We start from the raw sequence: 26487 nt of genomic DNA, 5'->3' as shown, positions 1-26487 counted from the left end.
GGTGCTCTCCGGCGGGTGTTCTCAGCCGGACTCAGAGAGCGGGCGTGAACCGGTCCCAGGCGCGGTGCGCTCCCAGGAGGCCGGTGACGGTCTCCAGCACCTCCGGCGCGGCCTCGCCGGTCACCACGCCGACGGAGCCGGCGGGGAGGCCCGCAGCAGCGAGGGCGTCGGCTCCGCCGCCCCAGGCGCCGATGGCCTTGCCGTGGCGGTACGCCTCGCCGACCATCAGCAGCAGCCGGGGATCGATGGCGGTGACGGCGGCGGTGGCGTCGTCCGCCTTGGCGTCGCGGGCGCCGTAGCTGTCGGCGGCCGGTCCGGGCGCCCCTGCCAGCAGGATCGCGTCGAACTCGATGGAGCGGGCCGTGGCGAAGGTGCGCTGCACGGTGACGGCGTCGTCGCCCTGGCCCAGCTTGCCGCCGGCCGGGGCGATCACCAGCGGGACCATGCCGGCGTCGAGGATCGTGCGGCGTACCGCGCGTACCCCGTCCAGGTCGTCCGTTCCGTCGGTGACGATGCCGATGATCCGGCCGTCGACCGGCCAGTTCTGGCCGAGCTGGGAGAGCGCGGGGCTCAGCTCGGGTGTCGCCAGCGGGACGCTCGGCCCGGGTGCGGGAAGGCCCAGGCCGGTCGCGACCTCCGCACAGAGGTCGGGGTCGATGTTGGCGAGGACCTGGAGTCCGCGCACCTTGATGGACTCCTCCCAGCACTTGCCGAGCTCGAAGGTGTAGGCGGCGGCGATGTGCTCGCGCTCGGTGGGGGTCATGCTGAGGTAGAACAGCCGCGCCTGGCTGAAGTGGTCGTCGAAGGAGGCCGGCGCGTCACGCACCTTCCGAGCCGCGGGGAGCTCGACGGGCACCTCGAAGAAGGCTCCGGTGTCCTGGCCCGCGAGGAACGGGCAGCCGCCGTCCAGGGAGTGCGGGCGGTAGGGCGCCACTCCGCGGTGCACGGCGGTCTGGTGCATGCCGTCCCGCAGCATGTCGTTGACCGGCGCGTGGGTGCGGTTGATCGGCAGCTGGCCGAAGTTGGGACCGCCCAGCCGGCTGATCTGCGTGTCGAGGTAGGAGAAGAGCCGGCCCTGGAACAGCGGGTCGTCGGTGACGTCGATGCCGGGAACCAGGTGGCCGAGGTGGAAGGCGACCTGCTCGGTCTCGGCGAAGAAGTTCGACGGGTTGGCGTTGAGCGTCATCAGGCCGATCGGCTGGACCGGTGCCAGCTCCTCGGGCACGATCTTCGTCGGGTCCAGCAGGTCGATGCCCTCGAACATCTGGTCATCGGTGTCCGGGAAGGTCTGAACGCCCAGCTCCCACTGCGGGAAGGCGCCCGCCTCGATGGCGTCGGCGAGGTCGCGGCGGTGGAAGTCGGGGTCGACGCCTGCGGCGATCTGCGCCTCCTCCCAGACCAGGGAGTGCACGCCCAGCTTCGGCTTCCAGTGGAACTTCACCAGGGTGGTGGCGCCCTCCGCGTTGACCAGCCGGAAGGTGTGGACTCCGAAGCCCTCCATCATCCGGTAGGAGCGCGGGATGCCCCGGTCCGACATGTTCCACAGCGTGTGGTGGGTCGCCTCCGTGTGGAGGGTGACGAAGTCCCAGAACGTGTCGTGGGCGCTCTGCGCCTGCGGGATCTCCCGGTCCGGGTGCGGCTTGCCCGCGTGGATGATGTCGGGGAACTTGATCGCGTCCTGGATGAAGAACACCGGGATGTTGTTGCCGACCAGGTCGAAGACACCTTCGTCGGTGTAGAACTTCGTTGCGAATCCCCGGGTGTCCCGGACGGTGTCGGCCGAACCGCGTGAGCCGAGCACGGTCGAGAAGCGGACGAACACCGGTGTCTCGACGCCCTCGGCGAGGAACGCGGCCTTGGTGATCCCCGTAGCCGCGCCGTAGCCGCGGAAGACGCCGTGCGCGGCGGCGCCGCGGGCGTGCACCACCCGCTCGGGGATGCGCTCGTGGTCGAAGTGGGTGATCTTCTCCCGCATGTGGTGGTCCTGGAGCAGCACCGGGCCGCGGGGTCCCGCCTTCAGGGAGTGGTCCGTGTCGTACAGCCGGGCGCCCTGGGCGGTGGTGAGGTACGCGCCGTCCTGCGCGACCTTGCCCTGCCGGACCCCGGTCTCCTGGCCGGTCGGGCTGTAGGTGTCCGGGCCGCGCTGGTCGTTCTTGGCGAGGAGCGGCTCGCGTACCTCCGTCGGCTCCTCGACCGGCACGGCCTCGGGGCCCGGGGAACCGGGAATCTCATTTCCCGGGTGAATGACCTCCTGTGCTTTCTTCGCGACTTTTTCGGCGGCGGCGGACACCGGGTTCTTCTTCTCGCTCACTGGCTTCCGATCCTTTGTGCCGGGCAGGGCCACACACATGCGGTCAGCGCACCGACAGGGGCGACATCGACGGTGTACGGGTTCCCCCGACCTGGGAACCCGACACCTGCGCTGCACCATCCGGCGCTGCGCCGAAAGGGGGAAGTCGAATGCCGTACGGCTTCCGAGGGCTGTCCCGCGATTTTTCCTGGTGGATCAGTGCGCGGCGCCGGATGCGGTGCGTCCCACGGCGGAGGAGCCTCCGCATACGGGATGTATACGGAGGTTCCGACAGCGCGGCGAGGTGCCGGAGCTGTCCTCGCGCACCCGCCCGGAATTGCGGGAACAGCCCTCAGGCGCGACGTCCACCGAAATTGGGCGGGCCTCCGGGAAATCCCACTGCGGCGCACATGGATCAGCGTGCGGACCGCGCGGATTCGATCGCGGGGTTTCGGGGAGCTTTTCGGGAACAGGTGGATCTGTACTCAGGGTCTACTTTTCCCCACAGCAGGAGACAGCGAATGCCGAACGACGAACAGCGCCCCGGTGACCCCGTGACCAAGCACCCCCAGCCGGATTTCCCGCAGCAGGAGCAGGCGCATCCGGGCTGGACGGGACCGATGGATCCCCCGCCGGACCACGGGGAGGAGTCCTACCGCGGGCACGGTCTCCTCGCCGACCGCAAGGCGGTGGTGACGGGTGGGGACTCCGGTATCGGGCGGGCCGTGGCGCTCGCCTTCGCCCGGGAGGGTGCCGACGTGCTCTTCACCCATCTGGCGTCCGAGGAGAAGGACGCCGCCGAGACGGTGCGGCTCGTCGAGGACGCGGGTCGGCGGGCCGTGGCGGTCGCGTGCGACATCCGCGAGGAGGAGCAGTGCCGGGGCCTGATCGAGCGGGCCGTCACCGAGTTCGGGCGCGTCGACATCCTGGTGAACAACGCCGCGTACCAGATGTCCCAGCCCGACGGTATCGGCGCGATCACCACGGAGCAGTTCGACCGGGTGGTGCGGACGAACCTGTACGGCATGTTCTGGCTCTCCAAGATGGTGCTGCCCCACATGCCGAAGGGCGGCAGCATCATCAACTCCGCCTCGGTCCAGGCGTACAAGCCGAGCCCGCACCTGCTCGACTACGCCATGACCAAGGGAGCGATCGTCACCTTCACCCAGGGACTCGCGCAGATGGTGGCGCCGGACGGCATCCGGGTCAACGCGGTGGCGCCGGGACCGGTGTGGACTCCCCTGATCCCGGCGACGATGCCGGACACGACGGAGTTCGGCAAGCAGTCTCCGCTGGGCCGGCCCGCCCAGCCCGCCGAGATGGCTCCGGCGTACGTCTTCCTGGCTTCGCCGCAGGCGAGTTACATCACCGCCGAGATCGTCAACGCCACGGGCGGCACCCCGCTGCCGTAGGACCGCGCGGTACCGGAACGCCGACGGCCACGCCCCCTCGACCGGGGCGTGGCCGTTCGCTGCCGTCCCGCGCCACGTGTCAGGCTGCGGACGGCGAGGGCGCCGGCGTGTTGCTGTGCCGTACGAAGACGGCGGTGGGGATGGCGACGACGAGCAGGGTGAGGCCTCCGATGAGCAGCCCGAGGTGGACTGCGTCGGTGAAGGCGCGCGCCGCGGAGTCGGTGACGGTCTGCGCGAGGGCGGTCGGGAGGGAGGCCGCGCCGTCGCCGCGGACGGCGCCGTCGGTGATGCGGGAGGCGTCGACGACCGGCACCCCGGAGGAGATCAGCCGCTCGTCCAGGTAGCGGGGGAATCGGGTGGTGACGATGGTCCCGAGGATGCTGGGGCCGAGTACGGAGCCGATCTGCCGGAACATGTTGACGGTCGCGCTGGCCATGCCGGCTTGCGTCCTCGGCACGCTGTTGACGGCGGCGGCCGTCGAGGGCGCGGTCAGCAGCGCCGAACCGACGCCTGCGACCAGCAGGCCGGGCCACAGGGCGCCGTATCCGGTGAAGGGGCCGACAAGCAACAGCGCCAGTGCGCCGCCGCCCAGGACGACGAGGCCCGCGGTCAGCGTGAGGGTGAAGCCGATCTTCTGGACGAGGCGTCCGGCGAGCGCGCTGACGACGATGTAGGTGGCGAACATGGCCAGCAGCCGCACGCCGGTGGCCAGTGCGGACAGGTGCTGGACGCGCTCCATGTACAGGACCGCGAGCAGCGAGGTGCCGACGAAGCCGAACATGGACGCTGCGGCGACGCCCATGACCGCGGTGTACGACGAGTTGCGGAAGAGGCGCAGGTCCAGCATCGGGTCGTGATGGCGGGCTTCGACGGTCAGGAACAGGACGAGGGAGACGGCGAAGACGCCGTAGACGGTGACGATGCGGCCAGAGGTGTAGCCGGAGGAGCCGCCCTCGATGATGGCGTAGGTCGCGGAAGCGATCATGACCGTACCCAGCAGCACGCCGGCGAGGTCCAGGCGCCGGGTCGGGTGCTTCGTCTCGGTCACCATGAACGGGGTCAGGACGACGGTGACCGCACCGATCACGACATCGATCAGGTACACCGCGTGCCAGGTAAAGCTTCCCAGGAGCAGCCCGGCCCCGAGCGGACCGATCGCCAGACCGAGGCCGGAGCAGCTGGCCCAGGCACCGATGGCCTTGGTCCGCAGGTGCGGGTCGGCGAAGGAGTGGCTGACGATCGAGAGGCTGGCAGGCAGGACGGCCGCACCGCCGATGCCCATGACCGCCTGCGCGGTGATCAGCAGCCCGGTGGTGTCGGCGGCGAAGGCCAGCAGGCTGCCGGCGGTGAACACCACCGCCCCGCCGAGGAAGACCGCGCGGCGTCCCACCAGGTCGGCGAGGGTGCCGGCGAACATCACCAGGGTGGCGACGACCAGGGAGTAGGCGCTGGTCACCCAGACCAGGGTGCTCGCGGACGGGTGCAGGTCCTGCTGGATGGCGCCGAGTGCGCCGATGGTCGAAGAGACGTTGACGAAGGCCATCATCACGCCGAGGCACACGGTGAGAACTCCGCGCCAGGGGTGGGCGGGTATGCCGGCGTGGGCTGCGGGGGCGGGCGCGATCGGGGGCACGGTTGCGGGCGCGGTGCTCACACCGGACGGCTGGCTGCTGTTTTGCATAGCCAGGAAAGTAGCAGGCTAACTTCTCAAAAAGCTAGCCAGGTTAGGATGGGCTCATGGAACGCGTTGACCTGCATGACGAAGAGACGGTGTTCACGCGCACGGGCGAGTTCGCCGACCGGGACGCCTTCACAGCGGCCGGTTGGTGCGCCATGGAGCGGTCTCTGGATGTGATGGGCACCCGCTCGGCGATGATGCTGGTCAGAGAGGCGTTCTACGGCGGACGGCGCTTCGACGACCTGGTCCGACGCACCGGCCTCGCGGAGACGGCCGCCTCCAAGCGCCTGCGCCAGCTGGTGGACGACGGCCTCATGGAACGGCAGCCCTACCGGGTGCCGGGCGCGCGCACCCGGCACGAGTACGTGCTGACCGACCGCGGTCGCGCCCTCTTTCCGCTGTTCGTCGCGCTGATGGAGTGGGGACACGCGGCGGACGGCGGGCGGGGCGGGGTCGAACTCGTCCACGCGGGCTGCGGGCAGCCGCTCGTCCCGGCCGTGCGGTGCGAGGGCGGACACGAGGTGGCCATCGGAGAGACCGAGGCGCGGCTGACGTCCCCCGGTCCGTCGGCCGGACGGCAGTCCCGGTAGACCATGCGGAGGGACGGCGCACGTCCGTCCGCTCGCCGCGAGCCCCGGGCATTCCCGGCCGTGCCGCGCGTACCGCTCGCGGATTCTCACCTTCCGCCGCGATCCCGCCCTTCCGGGCGCGGTACGGACACGAGGTCCAGCTCGGCCACGACGGTCTTGCCGACGGACGGGCGGTCGAGGACGTCCCACCGGTCGGCGAGCGCCTCCACCAGGATCATCCCCCGGCCGCTCTCCGCGAGCGGGCGCATCGCGGGGCGCGGTGCGCCCGGCGCGGGTGGGCGGGCTTCGCCCCGGGCGTCCGAGACCGCGAGGCGCAGGGTCCCGTCCAGGATCTCCGCGGTGACCTCGAAGTCCCGGCCGGAGACGCGGCCGTGCGTGGCGGCGTTGGCGGCGAGTTCGGCGACGAGCTGGGCGGCGGTGTCGGACGCTTCGCTGCCGTACGGCACGCCCCAGGTGGCGAGTTGGTGCAGCACGAGCCTGCGGGCGAGGCGCGCCCCGCGCGGGGTGGAGCTGAAGCGCTGGACGAACCCGGCTGCCGGAGTGGGCGCTTGACCGGCCCCGGTCCCGGTGTCGGTCCCGGTCGCGAACGAGGTCGCGGACGGGGAGGTGGAGGGGGACGCGGAGGGGGACGCGGACGGAGGTGTCATGCGCTCACGATGGCGGCGCCCAGCCCCTCTCACCAGCGCCGACGCGCGTACACCCCACCGCCGTACGCTCGCCCCGGACGATCGGTACGCAACCCCGGCGCGCGACGGTCACGGGGTACGCATCAGGTTGCGGAGGTTGGCGACGAGGGCCGGAACATCGCGTACGCACTCCTCCGGGGCCGCGTCCGGGTCGGTCGTTTCCGGCGCCTGATGGGCTGTACGGCACGGGGCGCAGAGGCCGTCCGGCAGCGCTTCGGCCCTGCCGGGACGGCCGCAGTCGGTGCACTCGACCAGCAGGCCGCGCACCGGGGCGCCGGGGACGCCCGGTGCCGGGCCCGGCGGCGGGGTGGGCGCCTCGGGAAGCTGGGGCGGCATCTTGTCGGTGAGGCGTCGGCGCACCAGCCCGACAGGTGAGCCGACCTGCTCGGGAAGCCCGGCGGTGAGCGCCGACGTCAGGTACCCGGCACTGACACCCCGCGCGAACCAGGCGGCGGCCAGCGGCTCCAGGACCTCGCAGTCGGCTGCGGAGAGCGTCAGGCGGGGCTCGCGCCGGCCGAGTTCGGCGAGGGCGAGGTACGCGGGGGAAGGACCGGCGGCGGCAGCGGGAGGAGCCGTTCCTGCGGGCGCGTTTACTGCTGCCGCTGCGTCAGGGGCGGTCTCCGGGGCCGGAGACTGGTCCGGGGACGGTGACTGGTCGGGGGCCGACTCTGCGGTGCGCTGCCGGGGAACCACCGGCTCGGACTCCGGCCCGCCGAAGGGTGCACCGGGCGTCTCCGACGCGGCGGCATCGACACCGGGCGTCTCCGACGCGGGGGCTCCTGCGCCGGGCTCCTCCGACGCGGGGGCTTCGGCGCAGGGCTCCTGCGCCGCGGCGGCCTCCGCTTCGAGCCGGGCGATCCACCACTCGTTGTCCCGGGCAGTGCGGGACCAGAAGGTGCGCGTCACCCACCGGCAGGGGCCGCCGCCCGCCACCTGCCTGCGTACGCGCCGCAGGTGCCCGGCCAGGGCGAGCGCCCGCAGGGCGGTACCGATGGCCATCTGGCCGTACAGGGGCAGGTCCTTGGCCAACGACTTGATGTCCATGGCGGCGCCGTCCGGCAAGTTGTCGACATAGGCGGCGACATACCGTTCGCACTCCGGCAGAAACGCGAAGTCACTTACGCCCGGCGGGCCTTGACCCGGGACGGACTGCTTGCCGTAGCCGGCCTGGGCCCTGCGGTACGGGCGGGAAGCTGCGGGAGCGGGCAGGGCGGAGCTAAAGTGCTGGGTAGCCACGAGATCGGTCTTTCTTGGTAGTCGATCTTTGGTGAGACCCCGACCTGGTGCTCGTTACACCGCGTCGGGGTCGTTTCGTTGGGGGCACCGTAAACATCCGCGACTCTCCGCCGCAACTCGCTCACAATTAGTCATACTTGCTGGCCGTGACAGGGGTGGGAGGGAGGGGTGGTTTTCTCAAATGCCCCTACCTACCCCCCGGATGTACAACATCGCTCGAATCCCGGACCTCGCATCCCGACCCCCGAATCCCGAAGCTCAAGCGTCGACCCGAGCGCCTTTTCCAGTCCCTCGAACGAGTGACAGGGCGGAGTGCGAACCCCGTGGAGCGAACCCGAAGCTCGAACCCCGAATCTTGAACCCCGAATCTTGAACCCCGAGACCCGTGAACCGAGTTCCGGGGCGCCCCGCGATCCTGGAGCACACATCCCTGACGACGCAGACTTTCCCGGTCCCCGGTGCGGCATCACCGGCCCAGGGAAGGGGGTTCTCCAAGACGCCTGCCACGTTGTGATCGCACCAGAGGCTGCGAGAGACTCAGCCGGTGGGAGCGCTCCGGAGACGGTATGTGAAGGAATCACAGCCAGGGCGCCCGCTCGGTACGATCGCCCTCGCCATCGCCCTCCACCACGTAACCCAGCGCCTCCGCGAAGCTGGTCCCCAGCTGCCACAGGAAGCCCGGCCCCACTGCGATGACACGCCCGCTCGCCGCCACGTAGGACCTGTACTGGATTGACCACATGCCCAGAGGACTGTAGTTCTCCCCGTATCGGCGCCTCAGTCTCTGCGCCTCCGCAGACGCGTCGATACAGGCGTCAACAGGATCCAGGTGCAGCGACGAGGAAGGTACGCGAGCCGGAGAACCCTCGATCACCAGTTCGCCGAACTCTGCCCAAACCGCCGTCGCCACGTCATTGCACTCGAACCCCGCTGCCACGAGTTGTCGCTTCCAGGGCTCACTGTCGATCCGTCGCCCCGCTCTCCACCCGGCAGCCCCGAGCGCTTCCCACACCGAGGGCCCGCAACCCGTCAACAATCCATCGATGCGCTCTATGCGCCCACCCCGTCTCCTGAGCGAACCTGTTTCACGTAAGCCTGTCAGGTGGAGATCAATTGCGGGAAAGCCCTGGGAGCGGCCCCCACCTCCCCCTTCCAGCGAACGCCGCGATGCACCACCCCGCGCCACGTACCCTGTGCAGTCACACGCGTACGCTCGGTGGCGACTCAGCGCGTGGAACGGCACGGTCGGAAGCGGTACGGCGGGGCGGGTACGCGCGAAAGGTGGCCAACGGTGGGCTACGACACCATGGATGACGGCACCGGAGGAACGGCGGCCGGAGGAGCGGACGCGGCAAGAGCGGGCGGCGGCTCGGGGCCGGGCCCCACAGGTACGGGCGCCGAGCCCGGCGCATCGGACAGCATGCGCACGTTCGGTGCGTTCGTGCAGGCGTTGCGGGAGCACGCGGGCCTCTCCCGCGAGGAGTTCGCCGACAAGGTGGGCTTCTCCAAGCACACGGTCGCCTCGATCGAACAGGGCCGCCGGATGCCGGACCGCGACTTCGTGGAGCGCGCCGAGCCGGTACTCGGAGGCACCGGAGCCCTGCGCAGGGCCGCGCCGCATCTCTCGCGGCAGGCAGGGCTGGCGAGTTGGTTCCGGCAGTGGGCGCGCGTCGAGACGACGGCGATCAGCCTGTACACGTACGAGTGCCGGGTGCTGCCGGGCCTGTTGCAGACGGAGGCGTACGCGCGCGCGGTGTCACTGGACGTGCCGCCGCTTCCCGACCAGGACGAGTTGGAGGAGCGGATCGCGGCCCGGCTGGCACGACAGGAACTGCTGGCGGTGAACCGGAAGCCGCCCACGGCATTCAGCTTCATCGTGGAGCAGGCGGTGCTGGAGCGGTGGACGGGCGGCGAGACCGTGACGCGCGAACAGTTCGACCGGCTACTGGAGTTGATCGAGCGGAACTGGAACGTGGAGTTTCAGGTGATGCCACTGCGGCAGCCGTCCCACGCGGGGATGGACGGACCGATCATGCTGGCCGAGACACCGGAGAACCGGTGGTTCGCCTACTCCGAAGGACAACAGAACGGACGGCTGATCGCCCACGCGAAAGAGATCAGCCTGCTCCAACAGCGGTATGCGAAACTGCGCTCACAGGCTCTACCCCCCAGGGAATCCCTGAGCCTGTTGAAGCGATTGCGAGGAGCGCTATGAGCACGTCCGAACTGACCTGGTTCAAGAGCAGCTACAGCGGCTCCCAAGGGGACGCCTGTATCGAGGTGGCCAAGGGCACGCAGGCGATCCATGTCCGGGACTCCAAGGACCAGCTGAGCCCCGAGCTCGCCCTCTCCCCCACCGCCTGGCACGACTTCGTCACCTACGCAGCCCAGAACTGAGCCGCGCAGGCGCCCCGCACCGGAACCGTCCACCCGGTGCGGGGCTGCCTGCGCGTCCACCCGCCCCCCGTTGGCCGTTGGCCGGGGTGGGGCCGTTACGGCGCCGCGACCCACTCGCCGTCGCGCATGATGACTCTGCCGCGCTGTTCCGGCTCGCCGCGCCAAGCGCGCACGGTCGTCGGGATCACGCGCACGTACAAGAACGCTTCCTCTTCCGCGCGTGGATCCCACCCGAACTTCTCGGCGAACGCTTCCGCGGCTCCCCCGGGCACCTCCTGATCGGGGAAGCACTCCGCCTCGCCCCGGAGGAGCACCACGTCGGAGGTGTCCGGCAGCGAGAGGCGCACGCGCGGCTCTTCCCGGACGTTGCGCGCGGTCACGGAGGCGGCGGCGGTGCACATCCACACGGCTCGCCCGTCCCACAGGAACCACAACGGCACCTGGTGCGGCCCGTGGTCGGGGTGGGCCGTCGCCACCCATACGTCCCGCTCGGTGGCGAGGCGCGCCAGAGTGTCGCGTACCCGCTCCGTCGTCCGGCGCCGAACGACGCCCGTGGTCTCCATGACGCCCGACCCTAGATGATTGAGTCCAAGGGCTCGTAGCCGTGGGCCGCCGGAGAGCGGTGTCGCCTATCGCTGCCCTCGCTCGCCCAGCACGTGCGAGACGTGCCCGTTTCGTCCTGGCGGTCGGCGGAGAGCGCACGATGCATGCTTCAGCAACTCGGAGGACGTCTCGTGGTCGGGGCCCTGCTCGGGAATGCGGGAATGGTCTTGAGTCTCCAGTGGCTGGAGACAGCAGAGTGGGGGACATGGACGTTACGACCCTCTACTCCATCGGGGAGCTTTCCCGGCGGACCGGCTTGTCCGTGAGGACCATCCGGTTCTACTCCGATTCGGGGGTGGTGGCGCCGACCACCCGCAGTCCCGCCGGCTATCGGCTCTACGACCTCGACGCACTGCTTCGTCTGGAACTCCTGCGCACCCTGCGCGAGCTGGGCATGGACCTGGCCACGATTCAACGGGTACTGGACCGCGAGCTCTCGGTGGCGGAAGTCGCCGCGGCGCACGCCGACGCCATCGACGTCCGGATCCGGGTGCTGCAACGGCGTCGGAGCGTTCTGCGAGTCGTGGCCGGACGCGGGGCCAGTCCCGAGGAGACCACGCTCATGCACCGGCTCACCCAGTTGTCCGGCGAGGAACGCCGACGCTTGATCGACGATTTCGTGGAGGGCACCTTCGGCACAGTGGATGCCAACCCGACCGTGGTGGCCATGGTCCGCGCTGCCACTCCCGACCTCCCCGATGATCCGACCAGCGAGCAGGTCACCGCGTGGGTGGAGCTCGCCGAACTGGTCGGCGAAGAGGATTTCCGTGCCCGGATGCGCCGGACGGCCGTACGTCAGGCCGCCGGGCGCCCGCTCGGCATCGAATGCGATGCCGGCGAGGAACTGATGGAATTCACCCGTCAGAAGGTGGCCGAGGCCATGGAGTCGGGCATCGACCCGCTCAGCGACAGGGGCGCATCCGTCATCGACGACCTCGTGCACCGCTTCGCCGAGGTGCTCGCGCGCACCCCCGACACGGACTTCCGGGAGTGGATGGCCCAGCAGTTCGAAGAGGCGCACGATCCCCAGGTGGACCGGTACTGGCGGCTGGTGTGGATCGTCAACGGCTGGCAGGTAGTGCCGAACCTGATCCCGGTGTACCCCTGGCTCATCCAGGCCCTGCGAAAGGACCGTGACGCATAGTCACCGCATTGGACCGCCGGCCCGGCGGTGGCCGGGCCGGCGGGTGCTCCCTGTCCGATACCCGCCGGGCCTGGGCCGCCGGGGGTTGCGGCGGGGCGACTGCGGGGCGCAGTTGATGTCGGTTGCGGGACAGCGGCTGTGGTCAGGCTGTGGTGCAGGTCTTGCCGTTGAGGGTGAAGGTGGTCGGGGCAGTGTTCGTGGCGCCCCTGCTGGCGGTGAAACCGAGAGTGACGGAACCGCCGACGGTGATGGTGTCGGTGTAGGAAGCGGGGATAACGCTCACGGAGCCGCCTGTCTGGGTGGGGGTACCGCCCCACATGTTGTTGATGGTCTGGCCGTTGCTGAAGGTGAAGCCGAGCTTCCAGCTGCTGACAGCGGCGGCGCCGGTGTTGCGGATGGTGATCTCGCTCTGGAAGCCGCTTCCCCAGTCCCCCACCACGCGGTAGCCGACGGAGCAGGTGCCCGCCGGGGTGCCGGTGGTGGTGACGGTGACGGCGGCCGAGCGGGTGGAGCGGTTGCCGGCCGCGTCCTTGGCGTAAACGGCGAAGGTGTAGGCCGTGTTGCCGGACAGCCCTGTGACCGTGGCCCGGTTGGACGCGGAGCCGGCCACCTGCGTCTCGGTGCCGCCGGTGACACGGACGACGTCGTAGCCGGTGACACCCACGTTGTCCGAGGAGGCCGCCCAGCTCAAGGTCGCGGAGGTGGCCGTCACCTCGGAGGCGGTGGGAGTCCCCGGAGTGGTGGGCGCAGCGGTGTCGCCGCCCGGGTCACCGGGGGTCTGGCTGAGCAGGTGCGCCTTGAACCCTTCACCGTAGGTGCTGGTCGGTGTGCCGTTCCAGTCCTCGATGAGCACATTGCCACCACTGCAACCCCAAGGGTTCCAGGTCCAGGCCGTGTACCCGACCTTGTTGGCGTCCGCCCAGGCCATCACCTGGTCGATGTAGTCATGGGCGCAGGTGTCCTGACCGATCTCGCCGGCCTGGACCGGCACCTGGGCGGCGACCGCTCCGATGTTGCTGTCCCAGCACGAGGTGGTCACGCAGCCGTTGAAGTTGTAGGAGTGCCATGAGGCCATCAGATTGCCGGTGGGGTCGGCCGGCTTGAATTCCAGCCAACGGCTCAGGTTGTTCGTCCACTCCAGACCGCCCGTCATGACCACGTTGGTGGCACCGGTGGCGCGTACCGCGTCGACGAGGGTCTGCATGCCGGCGACCGGGTAGGTGATCCCGGCGCAGGTGCCGCCGTCACGCAGACAGGTCCATGCGGCCGTGGCGTCGGTCCAGTTGTTGGCCGCGTCCGGGTACGGCTCGTTGAACAGGTCGAAGATCACCGCTCCGTTCCCCTTGAACATCGTGGCCACCTCGGACCAGAACGTGGGGGTGTAGCGCGCGTCCGGCATCGGCTTCTGACAGGTGGCCGCGACGTCCGTGCAGCCTCCGCCGGGGCCGGTGTACTCGCCCCACGTCCAGTGCAGGTCGAGGATCACGTTGATGCCGTTGGCCACCAGGAGGTCCGCGTAGGTCTTGACCGCCTGCTGGTATGCCGCCGCGCTGGGCGCTGTCGGAGGTAAGTCCGCAGTGCCCAGCCAGCACTCTTCGTTCAGCGGGATCCGGACAGTGTTGATCTTCCATGCCTTCATCGCGTCAACGGCCGCCTGGTCCGTCGGCCCGTCGAAGATCTCCTTGCCCTGGACACAGCCGAACTCCCCGCCGGACCGGTTGACGCCCAGGGGGCGGAACGTGGAACTGGACCCGGTGACCAGGCGGTTGCCCGATACGTGCAGTGCCGGCGCCGCGGCGACCGCCGATGCCTTACCGTCTGCGGCGGACTGACCGGCCGCCGACGAGGCGACCGCCGAGGCCGGGCCGGCGAATCCGGCCACCGAACCCGCCACTAGCACTCCGACAACGCCGAGAGCCCGAAGGGCTCTTCGCATGCTCATCGCAATCTCCCTCAACGCACGTATAGGACCGATCACTCTCCATGTGGGACCGCCCGGCGAGAGGCCGGCCGCAAAGCGGGTTCCACATGGGGCAATGCGCCTCTCCCTGGCTGGATGACCTTAGATTCTGCGCGTCACGCTGTTCCGACAACCATGGGAGCGCTCCCATGCGTAGTGAGCGTAGAGGCGCCGGGCAACCGGACGGAAGCTCCGTGCAGGACTTGTTTCTGACGTCGAACCCCGAGGTTTCGGAAGCGGGCAGTGGAGGGTGGTCGACGACAGCGGGATGGGGCAACTCATTTGCACGACAACAGTCCGCCTGGCTCAGCCCCCGCGCGGAGCCCAGAGCGGTCGGTGGCTTCTGGACACCGCAGGCCCCCGGCATGCCCTCCGAGGGCACGACGCACCACCGCACCGCCGCCGTCGTCGGCTTCCTGGACGACTCACCGAAGGCGGACGCCGCGAGGTATCGACACCATCGACACCAGCCGGGAACGCCTGGAAGAAAAGGCCCTGGAGCACTCACCACCGGCCCGCGCGTCGGCGATACCGGCCGACCCCACTCGGGGCGCAGGGGCCCGCGGGCGGCCCCGCCCCTGCTGCCGGAGCGGGGCGGCAGCGATCAGGCCAGGGTGAGGAAGAGCTTTTCCAATTCTGCCTCGTTCATGGCGGGGGTGCCGCCATCTTCGGGAGCGGTCAGGCATTCACGCATGCGACCGGCGATGATTTTGAAGCCGGCACGGTCCAGTGCGCGGCTGACGGCGGCGAGCTGGGTCACCACGTCCCGGCAGTCGCGGCCTTCCTCGACCATGGTGATCACTCCCGCCAGTTGCCCCTGTGCGCGGCGCAGGCGGTTGAGTACCGCCCGGGCGGAGGCTTCACCCTCGGCGGTGGGGGCCCCGGCGGCTTCCGGGGCCGGGTTCGGCAGGGTCGGGTTCATCCGTTGAGCTCCTTGGCGAGTTGGGCCAGCATGCTGTCCAGTCTGCGGGACGCCTCGTTCGCGACCGGGGTCATGGCGTCCAGGCCGGTCAGAGTGACCATGGCGATTGGGTCCAACACCTGCACCACTGTCTGCGATTCCTCGGTCCGGATCACCACGTTGCAGGGCAACAGGAGTCCAATGCTCCGGTCGGTGTCGAGGGCCTGCTCCGCCAGCTGCGGGTTGCAGGCTCCCAGGATCAGATAGTCCTCCATGTCCCGGCCGAGCTTGGCCTTGAGGGTTGCGGCCATGTCGATCTCGGTGAGCACCCCGAAACCCTGTGCGGCGAGGGCCTGCCTGGCGGCGGCCACGGTACGGGTGAAGGCGGCATGGACGCGGATGGTCCGGTCGTATCCCATGATCTTCCCTCCCAGTCGGGGGTGAATGGGGCGATTCTCCTCCGAATATACCCCCGGGGGTAATCTGTTACGGTGGATTTAGTACCCCGGGGGGTATCTATCTGAGGAAGTGAGCGGCACATGTTCTTCGTCGACACCATCGAGATCGAGGGCCTTGGCAACCGGCACTACCTGGCCGGAGGTGCCCGGGCCGCGGTGGCGGTGGACCCGCCGCGTGACATCGACCAGGTCATCGGCGCGGCGGCGCGTCGCGGGGTGCGCATCACCCACGTGGTGGAGACACACATCCACAACGACTATGTGACGGGCGGCCTGGAACTGGCCCGGGTGACCGGCGCCGCCTATCTGGTGCCGGCCGCCGCCCGGGTCTCCTTCGCCCGCGTCCCGGTCAGCGACGGCGACGTGATCGAGGTCGACCAGGAACTGTCCGTGCGGGCCCTGGCCACCCCCGGTCACACCCCGCACCACACCGCCTACGTCCTGGAGGAGAGCGGGACGCCGGTCGCCGCGTTCACCGGCGGGTCCTTGCTCATCGGCACCGTGGGCCGCCCCGACCTGGTCGAGCCCCGCCTCACCGAACACCTCGCCCGGGCCCAGCACGCCTCAGCGCACCGGCTCGCCGCGGAGCTCCCCGACGACACCTCGGTCCTGCCCACCCATGGGTTCGGCAGCTTCTGCTCCTCCGGACAGGCCGAGGGTGACGCGAGCACCATCGGCCGGGAGAAGACCGTGAACGCCGCCCTGGCCCAGGACGTCGACTCCTTCGTTGCCGACCTGCTGGCCGGCTTGGAGGACGTCCCCGCCTATTACGCACATATGGGCCCGGCCAACTCCACCGGCCCGGACCCCGTCGACCTGACCGCCCCCCGGCGTGCCGACGCCGAGGAGATCGCCACCCGGCTCGCAGCCGGCGAGTGGGTCGTGGACCTGCGCAACCGCGTCGCGTTCGCCCAGGGCCACGTCGCCGGATCGTTCAACTTCGAGGCCGACGGCAAGATCGCCACCTACCTGGCGTGGATGATCCCCTGGGGCAAGCCCGTCACCCTGCTCGCCGAAACACCCCAGCAGCTTGCCGAAGCCCAGCGCGAACTGGTCCGGGTAGGAATCGACCGCCCCGCAGCCGCCGCGACAGGCGCCCCGTCCCACTGGCTGCGCCCCGGTGATGCCGCAGCCTCGTTCCGCCGTGCGGTCTTCGCCGACCTGGCAGCCGAGCTTTCTCAGGCGGAGGAATTGCCGGTGGTCCTGGATGTGCGCCGCGATTCCGAGCGTGACGGCGGGTACATCGAGGGCTCGGTCCACATTCCCGTGCACGCGCTGCACCAGCGGATCGACGAGGTGCCCGCCGGAGAAGTGTGGGTGCACTGCGCCGGCGGCATGCGGGCCGGGATCGCAGCCTCACTGCTGGACGCGGCCGGGCGCGACGTGGTCGCTGTCGACGACGGCTTCGACCAGGCCGCAAACGCCGGCCTGACCGTCCGCACCGCCGTCTGAACCCCTGTCCCCACCGAGAGGAGTCCCACCATGCCCATCTTCCGTACCGGTCCCGGCCCCGGTCGCCTCGGCGTCGTGGAGGCCCACCACTTGCTCCAGGCACCCACCGCTGTCCTGCTGGACGTACGCGAGACCGAGGAATGGCAGGCCGGGCACATCCCCGGCGCCCAGCACCTGCCGCTGTCCCTGCTGACGGCCGGAGGAGAGGTGCCCGGCGTCCCGGCCGGCTCACGCCTCGTGCTGATCTGCCGCTCCGGGCAGCGTTCGCAGCATGCCGCCCGCCTGCTGTGTGACCGGGGCTTGGACGCGGTCGACGTCACCGGCGGCCTGAAAGCGTGGGTCCGCCAGGGACTGCCGATCCAGGACACCGCCGGGGCGGCGGGAACCGTCATATGAGCGTGCTCATTCTCGCCCTCGTGGCGGGAGCGGTGGTCGGCCTGGCCCTGGGCGGACTCGGCGGAGGCGGCAGCGTCCTGGCCGTGCCCGCGCTGATCTACCTGCTCGGCTTCAGTCCCGTCGCCGCCACCACCGCCAGCCTGATCATCGTCGCCGCGACATCCATCAGTTCTCTGGTCGCCCATGCCCGTGACGGTAACGTCCGCTGGCGGGCCGGACTGCTGTTCGCCGCCGCGGGCGTCGGTCCCGCCATGCTCGGCGGCCTCGCCGCCGGACGCGTCCCCGCCCCCGTACTGACCGTCGCGTTCTCGGTGATCGCCGCACTCGCGGCCTGGCGCATGCTCCGCCCCAGCCGCCCCGCACCGGACCGACCCGTGCGGCCGGTCAGGGCCGCAGGAACAGGAGCCGGCCTCGGCGCCGTCACCGGCGTACTCGGCGTCGGCGGAGGATTCCTCGCCGTGCCCGCCCTCGTCGGCGCCCTCGGCCTGCGCATGAAGTCCGCCGTCGGTACCAGCCTGCTGGTCATCATCGTCAACTCGCTCGCCGCGCTCGCCACCCGCACCGGCACCGCCGACGGCCTCGACTGGGCCGTCATCGCACCCTTCACCGGAGCCGCGATACTCGGCGCCTGGGACGGCAAACGCCTCGCCGCGAAGATCACCGGCAACCGCCTGCAGCACGTCTTCGCCTACGTCCTGCTCGCCGTGGTCGCCCTCATGCTCCTCGACACCTTCATCTGACCCCGCCGCACCCGAACCGAAGGACACGACAGATCCATGCACTCGACTCTCACCGCCAGCGCCGTCCGCGAACGCCTGCACACCCTCGTCGTCATCGACGTACGCACCCCCGGCGAATACGCCGGCGGACACCTGCCCCACGCACACAACATCCCCCTCGACGACCTCGCAGACGCCCTGCCCGCCCTCCGCGAGGCGGCCGACCGCGGCGACCTCCTCTTGGTCTGCGCCTCCGGCGCCCGCTCGCAGAACGCCGGCACCACACTGTCCTCCCACGGCATACCCGCCGCCAGCCTCGAAGGCGGAACCGTCGCCTGGACCTCGGCAGGGGGAGAACTGCACCGTCCGGCCACCAGCACAGCGCCCACATGGGCCATGGACCGCCAAGTCCGGCTCACCGCCGGCTCCCTCGTCCTGTTCGGGCTGCTCCTCGGCCAAGTGGTCCACCCCGCCTTCCAGCTGATCGCCGCCGGCATCGCCGCCGGCCTCGTCTACTCCGCCCTCTCCAACAGCTGCGCCATGGCCTCCCTGCTCGGGAAACTCCCCCACAACCGCACCAACCGCACCGACCTCAACAACACCCTCGCCGCCCTGCGACACAACTGACCGCGACGCGCGCAAGGGCAGCTGAGGGTTGCCCTCGCGGGCTGTTCGGCGCCAGGGTGCCCGGCCCCGGTGTTACGCCGAGGCTGCGACGGCTCCCCCTGCGGGGTGCGTGGGCCGGGTACCGCAGCCCGGATGGACAAATCCAGATCGAGACGGCTGTTCATGTCCAGCTCGAACCGGCCGTACGGATTCACACGGGTCCAGAACAGTGGCGACAGCGCCCTCATGTCCGCGTCGGTGAGCTTGTCCGCCCCTTTGTCGTCGGTCGGGGCTTCCCGCATCCGCAGTGTGTTGACGTAGACGACGACCGCCGCTTCGGCGAGCTGCGTCGGCTGCCTACGACGAGGTACCGCCCCGCGTGGAGTACTCACTGACCGAGGAAGGCAAGCACCCCAACGACGCACTCCAGCAGCCGGCCGCCTGAGGTCGCGAGCGGCGGCCAGTCGTGGGCCGGAGGAGAAGGCAGGCCGGCGCCGGCAGTGAACGTGCCGCCGAAAGGCCCTCGTTGACGGCCTCGACCGAGCACAGTGGTCTCGTTGGGGACGTCTGGTTCGTCCTATCGCCCGGCTGCCGCCTTCGCATCGCTCTTGGTACGAGCGCGCCGCCTCGCGAGGACTACCGGCTCGTTCACGGGCCGTGGAGTTCGGTCTCCCACGCCTGGAACGGCGGCTCGACCTCGTAAGTCGGGTCGCAGAAGCGGCGAATCCACTGTGCGGCACGGTACTGCGCGTCCCCGTCGTTCAGCACCTGGCCGTCTGCGTCGACTTCCAGCACATTGCCATAGATGGCGAAGACCTGCTCCAACGGCGAACCGAACTGGAAGAGAGCCGGCCGGTAGTCGAAACCGTCGAGCAGGTCGACGTCGAGGGTGCCGTTTGCCAGGAAGAAGGCGAAGAAGCGCAGCGACGCACGCACGTCGACAGAAAGGTGTCCCACGCCCACATCATGCCCGGTGTCCCCGTCGCCGGGGCACGACTTCTGACGACAGCGGGAGGGCGGCCCCTCCTGCGGACAGGAAGGGCCGCCCTCATCGGGCAGGCGAAGGGACAGGCGCGGGTGCATGGGCAGGCACAGGGGCAGGCCAAAGACGCAGCCGCAGGGAAACGGCCCTTACGCCGGATTCAGCGCGGGCCGAGCAGGGAGCCCGCCGTTCCCCTCGCAGTGCAGCTCCCTGGCCATGGCCAGGGAGAAGGAGTGGGCCACGGTCGCGTAGGCGTCCTTCAGCGCCCCGTTCTCGTCATCGGGCTTCTTGGGCATGCCCCAGCGCTGCACCTCGATCTCCACGTGCGCCGCTTCTGCGGAGTTCCCCAACTTCTCGCTCTTGCAACCGAACTGGAGATACGCGCTCTCCGGGGAGGCCGTGGCCCACTCCCCCATCTTCAGCGCGACGAACTCCTCGCCCGGGACGCCTGTCGCCACCTCGTCGGCCAGCTGCCAGCTGATCTTGAGCTCGACCTCCGGCGTGCCGATGGGCGTGAAGACGAGGCAGGCGTCCTCGGTACCGTCGGTGGGGGTGGTCGGATACGCCGCGACCAGGTTCTCCGCAGCCTGGGCGACGGTGTACTTCTCCGCCGACGCTTCGAACCGCGAGGAGCCCGTCATCACCTTCAGGGCCTTCGCCGCCTCGGCGGACATCGCGTTCCCGCCGCAGAGATGCGTCCCTGCCACGGCCTCGTCGGCCGCCTTCGAGGTCTTGTCCTCGTCGCCCCCACATCCGGTGGCCCCCATGAACAACGAGCCGGCCATGGCCGCAGCCAGAAGCCCTCGACGTACTGGCCAACGACTGATCACTGTCCGCACCCTTCTGTTCCTTCGGTCGCCGGTCGCCGGTCGCCGGTCGCCGGTCGCCAGCGATATGAGCACCGCGGCCGCGGTCAGGAAGGCGGCGGCTGCCACGGCCCGACATCGACCCACCGTGACCTCCCCGGGTACACCACTTCTTCCGTTCGCCTGCAGGAGAGCCAGGTTGAGCCGGTGGGCTCATCCTCTCCCCACGGGCTCGCCGGCCTACTTCGTCGTGAGGACGGGAGTCTCAGGCAGCCCCGCGTTGTTCTCGCAGTCGAGCTTCTTCACCACGGACAGGGCGCCGGCGTGGAGGATCTCCATGTTGATCTCTTGATCGTCGCCCGTGCCCTTGGCGGCACCGGTCTTGTTCGAGAAACCCCCATAAATGCGAAGGGGATTGGTACTCGATCCCTTCAACTGCGAACTCACACATTCCAGGTAGATCGACGCTCCGGCGCCTCTCGCTTCGGATCTCTTTCCCATCGTGTACGTCACCGTCCCGGGCGCGGTGCGGAGATCCTCGATGTCCTGGGGTGCGTACATGAAGAAGCTGAGCTCAGCGGTTTCAGTGACTTTCTCCCTTTCCTTCGGGCTGAGCTCGCACAGCGTCGCGCTTTTTCCCCAGCTGTGTCCCGACCCGTATCCGGCTTTGAGCGCCTTCGCGACCTTCTCCAGGCCCTCGTCACCGTTGTCGGAGAACTCAGTTGTCGCCGTGATCCGCTCGACCTTCTTGGCCAGTGGACCTTCGAACAGGCCGTCACAGACCTTGTCAGCACTCATGTAGGAGTCCCCCGCATCTTCGTCCGAGCCGCACGCCCCCGCCCCCGCCCCCAGCACGACGACCAACCCCACAGCGGCAGTAACGCGCCCCGCCCGCCCCAGTCCCACGATCTTCATCCCTTCACCGGTACCCATATACCCATCAGTCTGTTTCAGGCGCTCTGCCCTGCTGATTCTCCCGGTCGTTTCCGGTCGAATAGCCGAGCCTCATGGATTCCTTCATGTCCTGGCGGAATTCGCTGTCCTGGTCCGAGGTGTGGTGCACGAGGAATCCTTCCATCGGCGCCTCGGCCATGGACTCTCCGGCTCGATAGATTCTGTTCCAGTCCTGCTCCGTCAGCTCCTCGGCCTTCTCCTTGCTCTTGTCGACCGAGTTGTCCGACAAATCGCCGATGAACTGTCCGAGAACCTGCTCGGTCGCGCCGCTGGCCGTGTCGGTGGCCAGGGGAATCAGGACAGCGGCCGTGCCGACCGCCGCCGTGGCGGGCAGGAAGGCGACACCTGCGGCTACCCCTGCCGCAGCACCGAATTCCACCCACCCCGAGCGTTTCGCGACGGCCTTCTCGTAGTCCTCATGGGTTTTCATGTGCTCGGCCTGCACCTGGTCGGCCCGGGACTGGTCGAGCATCCCCTGGACTTCCGCGCCGACGTGCACGGTCGACCGGGCGCCACCCTTGTCGATCACCCCGTCCGGACCGACCTGGTCCTCCAGCACACTTCGGGTGTAGACCTGTTCCGCGGTCGAGAGCGTCGCGTAGGCATCCGGGTGCTGACCGAGAGCGCTGAGGAATCCACGCGCGACACCCCGGCCCTCAGTGTCGTCTTCGAAGTCGATGTGGCCCTCTGTGCTGTCAGGTGCGAACACGCTGTCCGTGTTGCCCTTGTCCAGCGCCCAGTTGATGTCATCGATGTAGCCGGCACCCATGGTTCCCAGGCTGTCGGCCATCGCACTCTGATGCTTGAGCAGGCCCGCGTCCGCCCCGTACTTCTCCATGACCTGCTGCATGACACCCGCGTTGCCGGCGTCCCGGACCACGTCGGCGTCCGGGTGCCCGGCCGGGTAGCCGAGGGTCGCCGCCTCCAGCGCGTGGCCGAGGGCGTCGGGCATCTGATCGAGCGACGCCTTGAGCTCCTTGTCGTCCAGCGAGTTGACGTCGGGGAAGGACTCCCACTTCTCGTTGCCGAAGAAGTCGAGGTAGTTGTCGATCCCCTTGCCGAGGTTGGCCTTGGCTCCGGTGTTGACCGTGCCGTCCTCGTTGTACGCGGTCGGCGGGTCGGAGAAGAACTTCTTCGCCGCCTCCGGACTGTTGCCCAGCGCTTCCAGCATGGCGGTGGCCGGGTCGTAGCCCGCCCCGTCCACCCCGGAGGGGTTGAACGGGTTCTTGAACGGGCTGTTCACCACCTTGTTGTCGGCGAACATGTACGGGTCCTTCTGGTGGAGCTGCGCCACGTGTTCGGCGATCGGGTTGAGGAACTTGGGGTCGTAGTTCCCGTACCGCATGATCCCGCCGAGCAGCTGGTACCCGTACGGGCCGCCGTAGTCGTTCTTGGCCAGCGGAATGCGCTCCGTACCCAACTTGCGGAGCTCCGGGCCCCACTTGTCGGTGAACTCCTGGTCCTTGGAGGCGCTCGCCAGGTTGAGGCCGAGGTTCTTCTGGAGCTCCTGGACGTCCTTGAGGCGCTCCGGGTCGACCTTGCCGTACTCGTACGTGTCCGTGGAGAGCTGGCCGAAGAACGCGAGCGACTTCTCGGGGCCGAGCTTGTTGTAGAAGTCTTTGGAGAACTCGACCGACGAACTGTTGTCCTTCAGAAGCTCGTTGAGCTGCTGGAGTTCGGTGTGGGTGAGGTCCCGGCCCTTGGCTGCCAGGGCGGCCGCCCGTGCGGCCTCCTCCTGGTCCAGCTTCGTGTACGTCGGGGCGCTGAAGTCCTTGCGGCCGGTGACGTTGGCCTCGAGGGAGTTCTTGAAGGAGAGGTCGGCGTCGTTGCAGTTGTCGACGATGAGGTCGATCCTCTTCTGCCACGACTCGATGTTCGCCTTCTCCTGCCGCAGGAGGTCGCTGTAGTCGGGGTCGTGCCGCGCCGCGTTGTTCTCGGACAGCGGGCTCCGCGCGGTGACGTGACCCCGACCGTCGACGCGCACACCCGCGGCGGGACCTTCGTGGTCGCGGATGCTGACCAGGTCGTCCTTGGCCTTCTTGAAGAGCGCGTACCCGTCGTCGAAGATCGACTTCACGCCCTTGGCCTCGGCGGCGGCGTCCGTGAACTCCTTGGCCGTCTTGCCGATGAACGACTTGGTGACCCCCGCGTTGACGCCCTCCCAGGCAGCCCCGTCCGCCTTGGCCTTCATCCCGTTGGCGGCGTCGGTGGCGAGCTTCTCCAGCTTCCCCGCCATCTCCGACCAGTCGTCGGCGGCGGCCTTGAGCTTCGCCACCGGGGCATCGACTATGTCCTCGAACTTCAGCATGCGCGTGCTCCCCCGAGCCCTAGTTCATGTATTCAGTGAGCACGGATATCTTCGTCAGATCTCCGTCGATCTTCGCCTCGTCCTTGGCGTTCTGCGCCTTGGTGTAATCGAGGTGATTCGAGATCTGCGCGCAGGAGTCCAGCAGCGTCCGCATATGGGTCTGCCAGAAGTCGTGCACCTTCAGCACGGCTGCGCCGCTCGTGAAGTTCGCGCCGGTCAGCGCCGTCGCCGCGTCGGCCGTCGAGACGCGGGCGATGTCGCCCTCCTTCGCCAGCCGAACCCGCAGGTCGTAGGCGGCATTACCGATGGCGCCGAGGTCGTCCCGATTGACCACCAGGTCCCCGCCGCCACCACCCCCGCCGCCGTCGGCCGGAACATGGTCGATCTGCATGGCTGTCCGCTGGGCCGCCGCCGCGCGCAGCTCGGCCCATTCTTGCTCGAACGTCACGAATTCCCCCAAGTCCCTCCGTGCAGGCCGCTCCACCGTATGCACGCGGCCACCGACCCGATCACCGTATCGCCTGTGCCACCGGCGGTGCCCGGATGGCCGGTGAGGATTCCGCGACCCGAATTCCGGGCGAAAGCGAGCGAAACGGTGAGTGGGGCAGTGGGGGTGCGACCGTCCGGCCTGCGGGGACCCCTCAGCGGGGCAAGAATGTGAACACTGTCCTGAAGTACGATTCCACGCTTGGTCCGCCCTACATCATCCTCACGTCCCTGCCCGCCCGTGACCGCCCGGCCGGAGGCCGATTGAAGCCCGTCGACATCGACAAGACGGCTTGGGACGCCGCGCTGGAGCGACTCCTCAACGACGTGTACACCTTCGCGCTGACCGGGCTCCGGCGGCACGAGGACTGGGCCAGGGACGCCCTGGCCGTCATGGACCGGTCGGTCACCGACCCCCGGGGCTGTCGGACGCAGGAGTGGCAGATCGACGAGGAGGGGCGTGCGCACATCCGTCCGTCCTTCCCGTTCCTGCCGCCCACCGCCGAGCAGGTGCGCGCGTGGACTCACCCCGTCACGGAGTCCGCCGCCGCTGAGCTGCTCGCTTCGCTGACCCAGGAATGGTTCTTCGAGAGGCAGGGCCTGAGCGCCGCCTGATGCCCGTGCTGCCGGTCAAGGGCTGCGCATCAGGTTGCGGAGACCTGCGACGAGCGCCGGAACATCGCGTTCGAGCGGGGCGGGTGCCGGTGCCGCCGCCGGGTCGGGTGACTGCGCCGTCTGGTGCGCGGTACGGCACGGGGCGCAGAGGCCGTCCGGGAGCGCCTCCGGCCTGCCGGGGCGCCCGCATTCGGTGCACTCGACCAGAAGCCCTCGTACGGGAGCGCCGGGGGAACCCGGTCCCGGGGCCGGCGGCGGGGTGGGCACCTCGGGAAGCTGGGGCGGCATCTTGTCGGTGAGGCGTCGGCGCACCAGCCCGACAGGTGAGCCGACCTGCTCGGGGAGCCCGGCGGTGAGCGCCGAGGTCAGGTACTCGGCGCTGACACCGCGCGCGAACCAGGCGGTGGCGAAGGGCTCCAGGGCCGCACAGTCGGCGGCGGAGAGCGCCAAGCGGGGTTCGCGGCGCCCGAGTTCGGCGAGGGCGCGGTACGCGGGAGAGGGACCTCCGGTCGTCGGCGGGGTCCCAGGGGCCCGTGGAGCGCCAGGGGCAGGTGGTGCCGCAGAGGCCGAAGCGATGGACGCGCGCTCCTCCGCCGGGGGTCCCGTCGGGCTCGTGCCGGGGGCAGGGCCGGGGTTGGGGCCGGAACTGGGGCCGGGGCCTTGGTCGGCCACGGCGGCTGCTTCCGCGGACCGGTCCGGGGACCGGTCCGGGGACTCCGGGGACTCCGGGGACTCCGAGGACTCCGAGGACTCCGAGGACGGAGGCTCGTCCGGGGCCGATTCTGCGGTGCGCTGCCGGGGGACGACCGGTTCGGTCCCGTGCCCCGACGTGGTGCCCGGCTCGGCAGAGGGTGCGCAGGACTGCTCCTGCGCGGCGGCATCGCCTTCGAGCCGGGCGGTCCACCACTCGTTGTCATGGGCGGTGCGGGACCAGAAGGTGCGCGTCACCCACCGGCAGGCGCCCTCGCCCTGTGCCCGCCTGCGGACCCGCCGCAGGTGCCCGGCCACGCCAAGAGCACGCAGGGCGGTACCGATGGCCATCTGGCCGTACAGGGGCAGGTCCTTGGCCAGCGACTTGATGTCCATCGCGGCACCGTCGGGCAAGTGGTCGACATATCGGGCGACATACCGCTCGCGCTCCGGCAGGAAGGCGAAGTCGCTTGCGACGGGCGGTCCTTGACCGGGAACGGACTGCTTGCCGTAGCCGGAATTGGCCCTGCGGTACGGGCGGGAAGCTGCGGGGGCGGGCAGGGCGGAGCTAAAGTGCTGGGTAGCCACGAGATCGTCTTTCTGGGTTGTCGATCTTTGGTGAGACCCCGGCCTGGTGCGACAACACCGCGTCGGGGTCGATTCGTTGAGGGCACCGTAAGCAGCCGCCACTCTCCGCTGCAACTTGATCACCATTAGTCATACTTGCTGGCCGTGACGGGGTGGGAGGGAGGTGGGGTGGTTTCCTCAAATCCCCCTAACTACCCACCTACCTACCTCCCGGGTGAAGAACACCGCTCGAATACCGAACCCCGGATCTCGACCCATGAAGCCCGAAGCTCAAGCGCCGACCCGGGCACCCTTGCCACCCCTCGAACGAGTGACAAGAGGGCAATCGATGCTCGAACCCCGAGACTCGGGACCCGAGTTCCGGAGCCCGTACACCCCTAGGGATGAGCAGCTACGGAGGCAGCGTCGAGCGTCCCGCGGATGAGGGGAACACCCGGGCGCCCCGCACTCCCCACGCGTACGCTGTGAGGTCACGCGCGCACGCACGGTGCCTGGTTCGCGTGACGGTGCGACAAGGTCAGAAGCAGGAC

At 69.5% G+C, this 26487-nt stretch carries 27 protein-coding genes; 11 read left to right on the top strand and 16 right to left on the bottom strand.

Annotated features, from left to right (window positions below):
* Positions 1–31: 31 nt before the first annotated feature.
* Positions 32–2350 (bottom strand): catalase, encoded by a 2319-nt coding sequence (locus ACFYPN_RS07250; protein ID WP_389297161.1) that lies wholly within the window; start codon positions 2348–2350, stop codon positions 32–34.
* Between the two features lie 461 nt (positions 2351–2811).
* On the opposite strand from ACFYPN_RS07250, the gene ACFYPN_RS07245 reads away from it, so the two are divergent.
* Positions 2812–3702, top strand: coding sequence for an SDR family oxidoreductase (locus tag ACFYPN_RS07245; RefSeq protein WP_389297159.1), 891 nt, complete (start codon positions 2812–2814; stop codon positions 3700–3702).
* Positions 3703–3781: 79 nt separating this feature from the next.
* Here the strand turns inward: ACFYPN_RS07245 and ACFYPN_RS07240 are convergent, their stop codons facing one another.
* Positions 3782–5383: an MFS transporter gene (locus ACFYPN_RS07240; protein WP_389297157.1), complete on the bottom strand. Its 1602-nt coding sequence runs from the start codon at positions 5381–5383 to the stop codon at positions 3782–3784.
* 56 nt (positions 5384–5439) lie between these two features.
* Here ACFYPN_RS07240 and ACFYPN_RS07235 point away from each other — a divergent pair, with 56 nt between their 5' ends.
* Positions 5440–5970 carry a helix-turn-helix domain-containing protein gene (locus tag ACFYPN_RS07235; protein ID WP_358759721.1) on the top strand — a complete coding sequence of 177 codons (531 nt, stop codon included), beginning with the start codon at positions 5440–5442 and terminating at the stop codon, positions 5968–5970.
* Positions 5971–6056: 86 nt separating this feature from the next.
* Here ACFYPN_RS07235 and ACFYPN_RS07230 read toward each other — a convergent pair whose 3' ends face one another.
* The 3 genes from ACFYPN_RS07230 to ACFYPN_RS07220 form a co-directional block, all read right to left on the bottom strand.
* The gene (locus tag ACFYPN_RS07230) at positions 6057–6617 is read right to left on the bottom strand and encodes an ATP-binding protein (protein ID WP_358759723.1); all 561 of its coding nucleotides are present in this window, start codon (positions 6615–6617) and stop codon (positions 6057–6059) included.
* 108 nt (positions 6618–6725) lie between these two features.
* A complete protein-coding gene (locus ACFYPN_RS07225) occupies positions 6726–7892 on the bottom strand; it encodes a MarR family transcriptional regulator (protein WP_389297154.1) in 1167 nt (388 codons plus the stop codon).
* Between the two features lie 577 nt (positions 7893–8469).
* Positions 8470–8904 carry an SUKH-3 domain-containing protein gene (locus tag ACFYPN_RS07220; RefSeq protein ID WP_389297152.1) on the bottom strand — a complete coding sequence of 145 codons (435 nt, stop codon included), beginning with the start codon at positions 8902–8904 and terminating at the stop codon, positions 8470–8472.
* Positions 8905–9312: 408 nt separating this feature from the next.
* Here ACFYPN_RS07220 and ACFYPN_RS07215 point away from each other — a divergent pair, with 408 nt between their 5' ends.
* Entirely contained in the window at positions 9313–10107 is a 795-nt protein-coding gene (locus tag ACFYPN_RS07215; RefSeq protein ID WP_389297323.1) for a Scr1 family TA system antitoxin-like transcriptional regulator, read from the top strand.
* Positions 10104–10289, top strand: a complete 186-nt coding sequence (locus tag ACFYPN_RS07210; protein ID WP_389297150.1) for a DUF397 domain-containing protein — start codon at positions 10104–10106, stop codon at positions 10287–10289. Before ACFYPN_RS07215 ends, ACFYPN_RS07210 begins: the two co-directional genes overlap by 4 nt.
* Positions 10290–10384: 95 nt before the next feature.
* Here the strand turns inward: ACFYPN_RS07210 and ACFYPN_RS07205 are convergent, their stop codons facing one another.
* A complete protein-coding gene (locus ACFYPN_RS07205) occupies positions 10385–10852 on the bottom strand; it encodes a pyridoxamine 5'-phosphate oxidase family protein (protein WP_389297148.1) in 468 nt (155 codons plus the stop codon).
* Positions 10853–11097: 245 nt separating this feature from the next.
* Between ACFYPN_RS07205 and ACFYPN_RS07200 the strand changes: the two genes are divergently transcribed.
* Positions 11098–12036 (top strand): MerR family transcriptional regulator, encoded by a 939-nt coding sequence (locus ACFYPN_RS07200; protein ID WP_389297146.1) that lies wholly within the window; start codon positions 11098–11100, stop codon positions 12034–12036.
* A 142-nt stretch (positions 12037–12178) separates the two neighbouring features.
* Here the strand turns inward: ACFYPN_RS07200 and ACFYPN_RS07195 are convergent, their stop codons facing one another.
* The 3 genes from ACFYPN_RS07195 to ACFYPN_RS07185 form a co-directional block, all read right to left on the bottom strand.
* Positions 12179–13978 (bottom strand): cellulase family glycosylhydrolase, encoded by a 1800-nt coding sequence (locus ACFYPN_RS07195; RefSeq protein WP_389297144.1) that lies wholly within the window; start codon positions 13976–13978, stop codon positions 12179–12181.
* A gap of 622 nt (positions 13979–14600) precedes the next feature.
* Positions 14601–14918, bottom strand: a complete 318-nt coding sequence (locus ACFYPN_RS07190) for a metal-sensitive transcriptional regulator (RefSeq protein ID WP_358759736.1) — start codon at positions 14916–14918, stop codon at positions 14601–14603.
* Positions 14915–15316 carry a DUF302 domain-containing protein gene (locus ACFYPN_RS07185; RefSeq protein ID WP_358759737.1) on the bottom strand — a complete coding sequence of 134 codons (402 nt, stop codon included), beginning with the start codon at positions 15314–15316 and terminating at the stop codon, positions 14915–14917. The genes ACFYPN_RS07190 and ACFYPN_RS07185 overlap by 4 nt, the downstream gene beginning before the upstream one ends.
* Positions 15317–15436: 120 nt before the next feature.
* Between ACFYPN_RS07185 and ACFYPN_RS07180 the strand changes: the two genes are divergently transcribed.
* Genes ACFYPN_RS07180 through ACFYPN_RS07165 form a run of 4 tightly spaced genes read left to right on the top strand, consistent with a single transcriptional unit; the run spans position 15437 to position 18549 of the window.
* Positions 15437–16807, top strand: a complete 1371-nt coding sequence (locus ACFYPN_RS07180; RefSeq protein ID WP_358759738.1) for an MBL fold metallo-hydrolase — start codon at positions 15437–15439, stop codon at positions 16805–16807.
* Between the two features lie 30 nt (positions 16808–16837).
* The gene (locus ACFYPN_RS07175; RefSeq protein ID WP_358759740.1) at positions 16838–17203 is read left to right on the top strand and encodes a rhodanese-like domain-containing protein; all 366 of its coding nucleotides are present in this window, start codon (positions 16838–16840) and stop codon (positions 17201–17203) included.
* Positions 17200–17943 carry a sulfite exporter TauE/SafE family protein gene (locus ACFYPN_RS07170; protein ID WP_358759742.1) on the top strand — a complete coding sequence of 248 codons (744 nt, stop codon included), beginning with the start codon at positions 17200–17202 and terminating at the stop codon, positions 17941–17943. The genes ACFYPN_RS07175 and ACFYPN_RS07170 overlap by 4 nt, the downstream gene beginning before the upstream one ends.
* A 36-nt stretch (positions 17944–17979) precedes the next feature.
* On the top strand, positions 17980–18549 hold the full coding sequence (locus ACFYPN_RS07165) for a rhodanese-like domain-containing protein (protein WP_389297141.1): 570 nt from the start codon (positions 17980–17982) through the stop codon (positions 18547–18549).
* Here ACFYPN_RS07165 and ACFYPN_RS07160 read toward each other — a convergent pair.
* The gene (locus ACFYPN_RS07160; RefSeq protein WP_389297139.1) at positions 18435–18920 is read right to left on the bottom strand and encodes a Tn3 family transposase; all 486 of its coding nucleotides are present in this window, start codon (positions 18918–18920) and stop codon (positions 18435–18437) included. The two genes, ACFYPN_RS07165 and ACFYPN_RS07160, sit on opposite strands and share 115 nt — an antisense overlap.
* Between ACFYPN_RS07160 and ACFYPN_RS07155 the strand changes: the two genes are divergently transcribed.
* The gene (locus ACFYPN_RS07155; protein WP_389297321.1) at positions 18908–18973 is read left to right on the top strand and encodes a hypothetical protein; all 66 of its coding nucleotides are present in this window, start codon (positions 18908–18910) and stop codon (positions 18971–18973) included. The two genes, ACFYPN_RS07160 and ACFYPN_RS07155, sit on opposite strands and share 13 nt — an antisense overlap.
* A 203-nt stretch (positions 18974–19176) precedes the next feature.
* Here the strand turns inward: ACFYPN_RS07155 and ACFYPN_RS07150 are convergent, their stop codons facing one another.
* The 5 genes from ACFYPN_RS07150 to ACFYPN_RS07130 form a co-directional block, all read right to left on the bottom strand.
* A complete protein-coding gene (locus tag ACFYPN_RS07150) occupies positions 19177–19485 on the bottom strand; it encodes a hypothetical protein (protein WP_358759748.1) in 309 nt (102 codons plus the stop codon).
* Positions 19486–19659: 174 nt separating this feature from the next.
* Positions 19660–20295, bottom strand: a complete 636-nt coding sequence (locus ACFYPN_RS07145) for a hypothetical protein (protein WP_358759750.1) — start codon at positions 20293–20295, stop codon at positions 19660–19662.
* Positions 20296–20556: 261 nt separating this feature from the next.
* Positions 20557–21231, bottom strand: a complete 675-nt coding sequence (locus ACFYPN_RS07140) for a hypothetical protein (protein ID WP_389297137.1) — start codon at positions 21229–21231, stop codon at positions 20557–20559.
* 25 nt (positions 21232–21256) lie between these two features.
* Positions 21257–23578, bottom strand: a complete 2322-nt coding sequence (locus tag ACFYPN_RS07135) for a hypothetical protein (protein WP_389297135.1) — start codon at positions 23576–23578, stop codon at positions 21257–21259.
* Between the two features lie 19 nt (positions 23579–23597).
* On the bottom strand, positions 23598–24026 hold the full coding sequence (locus ACFYPN_RS07130; RefSeq protein WP_358759756.1) for a hypothetical protein: 429 nt from the start codon (positions 24024–24026) through the stop codon (positions 23598–23600).
* Positions 24027–24235: 209 nt separating this feature from the next.
* On the opposite strand from ACFYPN_RS07130, the gene ACFYPN_RS07125 reads away from it, so the two are divergent.
* Positions 24236–24679 (top strand): hypothetical protein, encoded by a 444-nt coding sequence (locus ACFYPN_RS07125; protein ID WP_389297133.1) that lies wholly within the window; start codon positions 24236–24238, stop codon positions 24677–24679.
* Positions 24680–24694: 15 nt separating this feature from the next.
* Here the strand turns inward: ACFYPN_RS07125 and ACFYPN_RS07120 are convergent, their stop codons facing one another.
* The gene (locus ACFYPN_RS07120; protein ID WP_389297131.1) at positions 24695–25957 is read right to left on the bottom strand and encodes a MarR family transcriptional regulator; all 1263 of its coding nucleotides are present in this window, start codon (positions 25955–25957) and stop codon (positions 24695–24697) included.
* Positions 25958–26487: the final 530 nt, after the last annotated feature.

This window comes from Streptomyces sp. NPDC005576 (genome assembly GCF_042871745.1).
Classification (GTDB): Bacteria; Actinomycetota; Actinomycetes; order Streptomycetales; family Streptomycetaceae; genus Streptomyces.
This window is presented reverse-complemented; position numbering and strand designations above follow the sequence as displayed.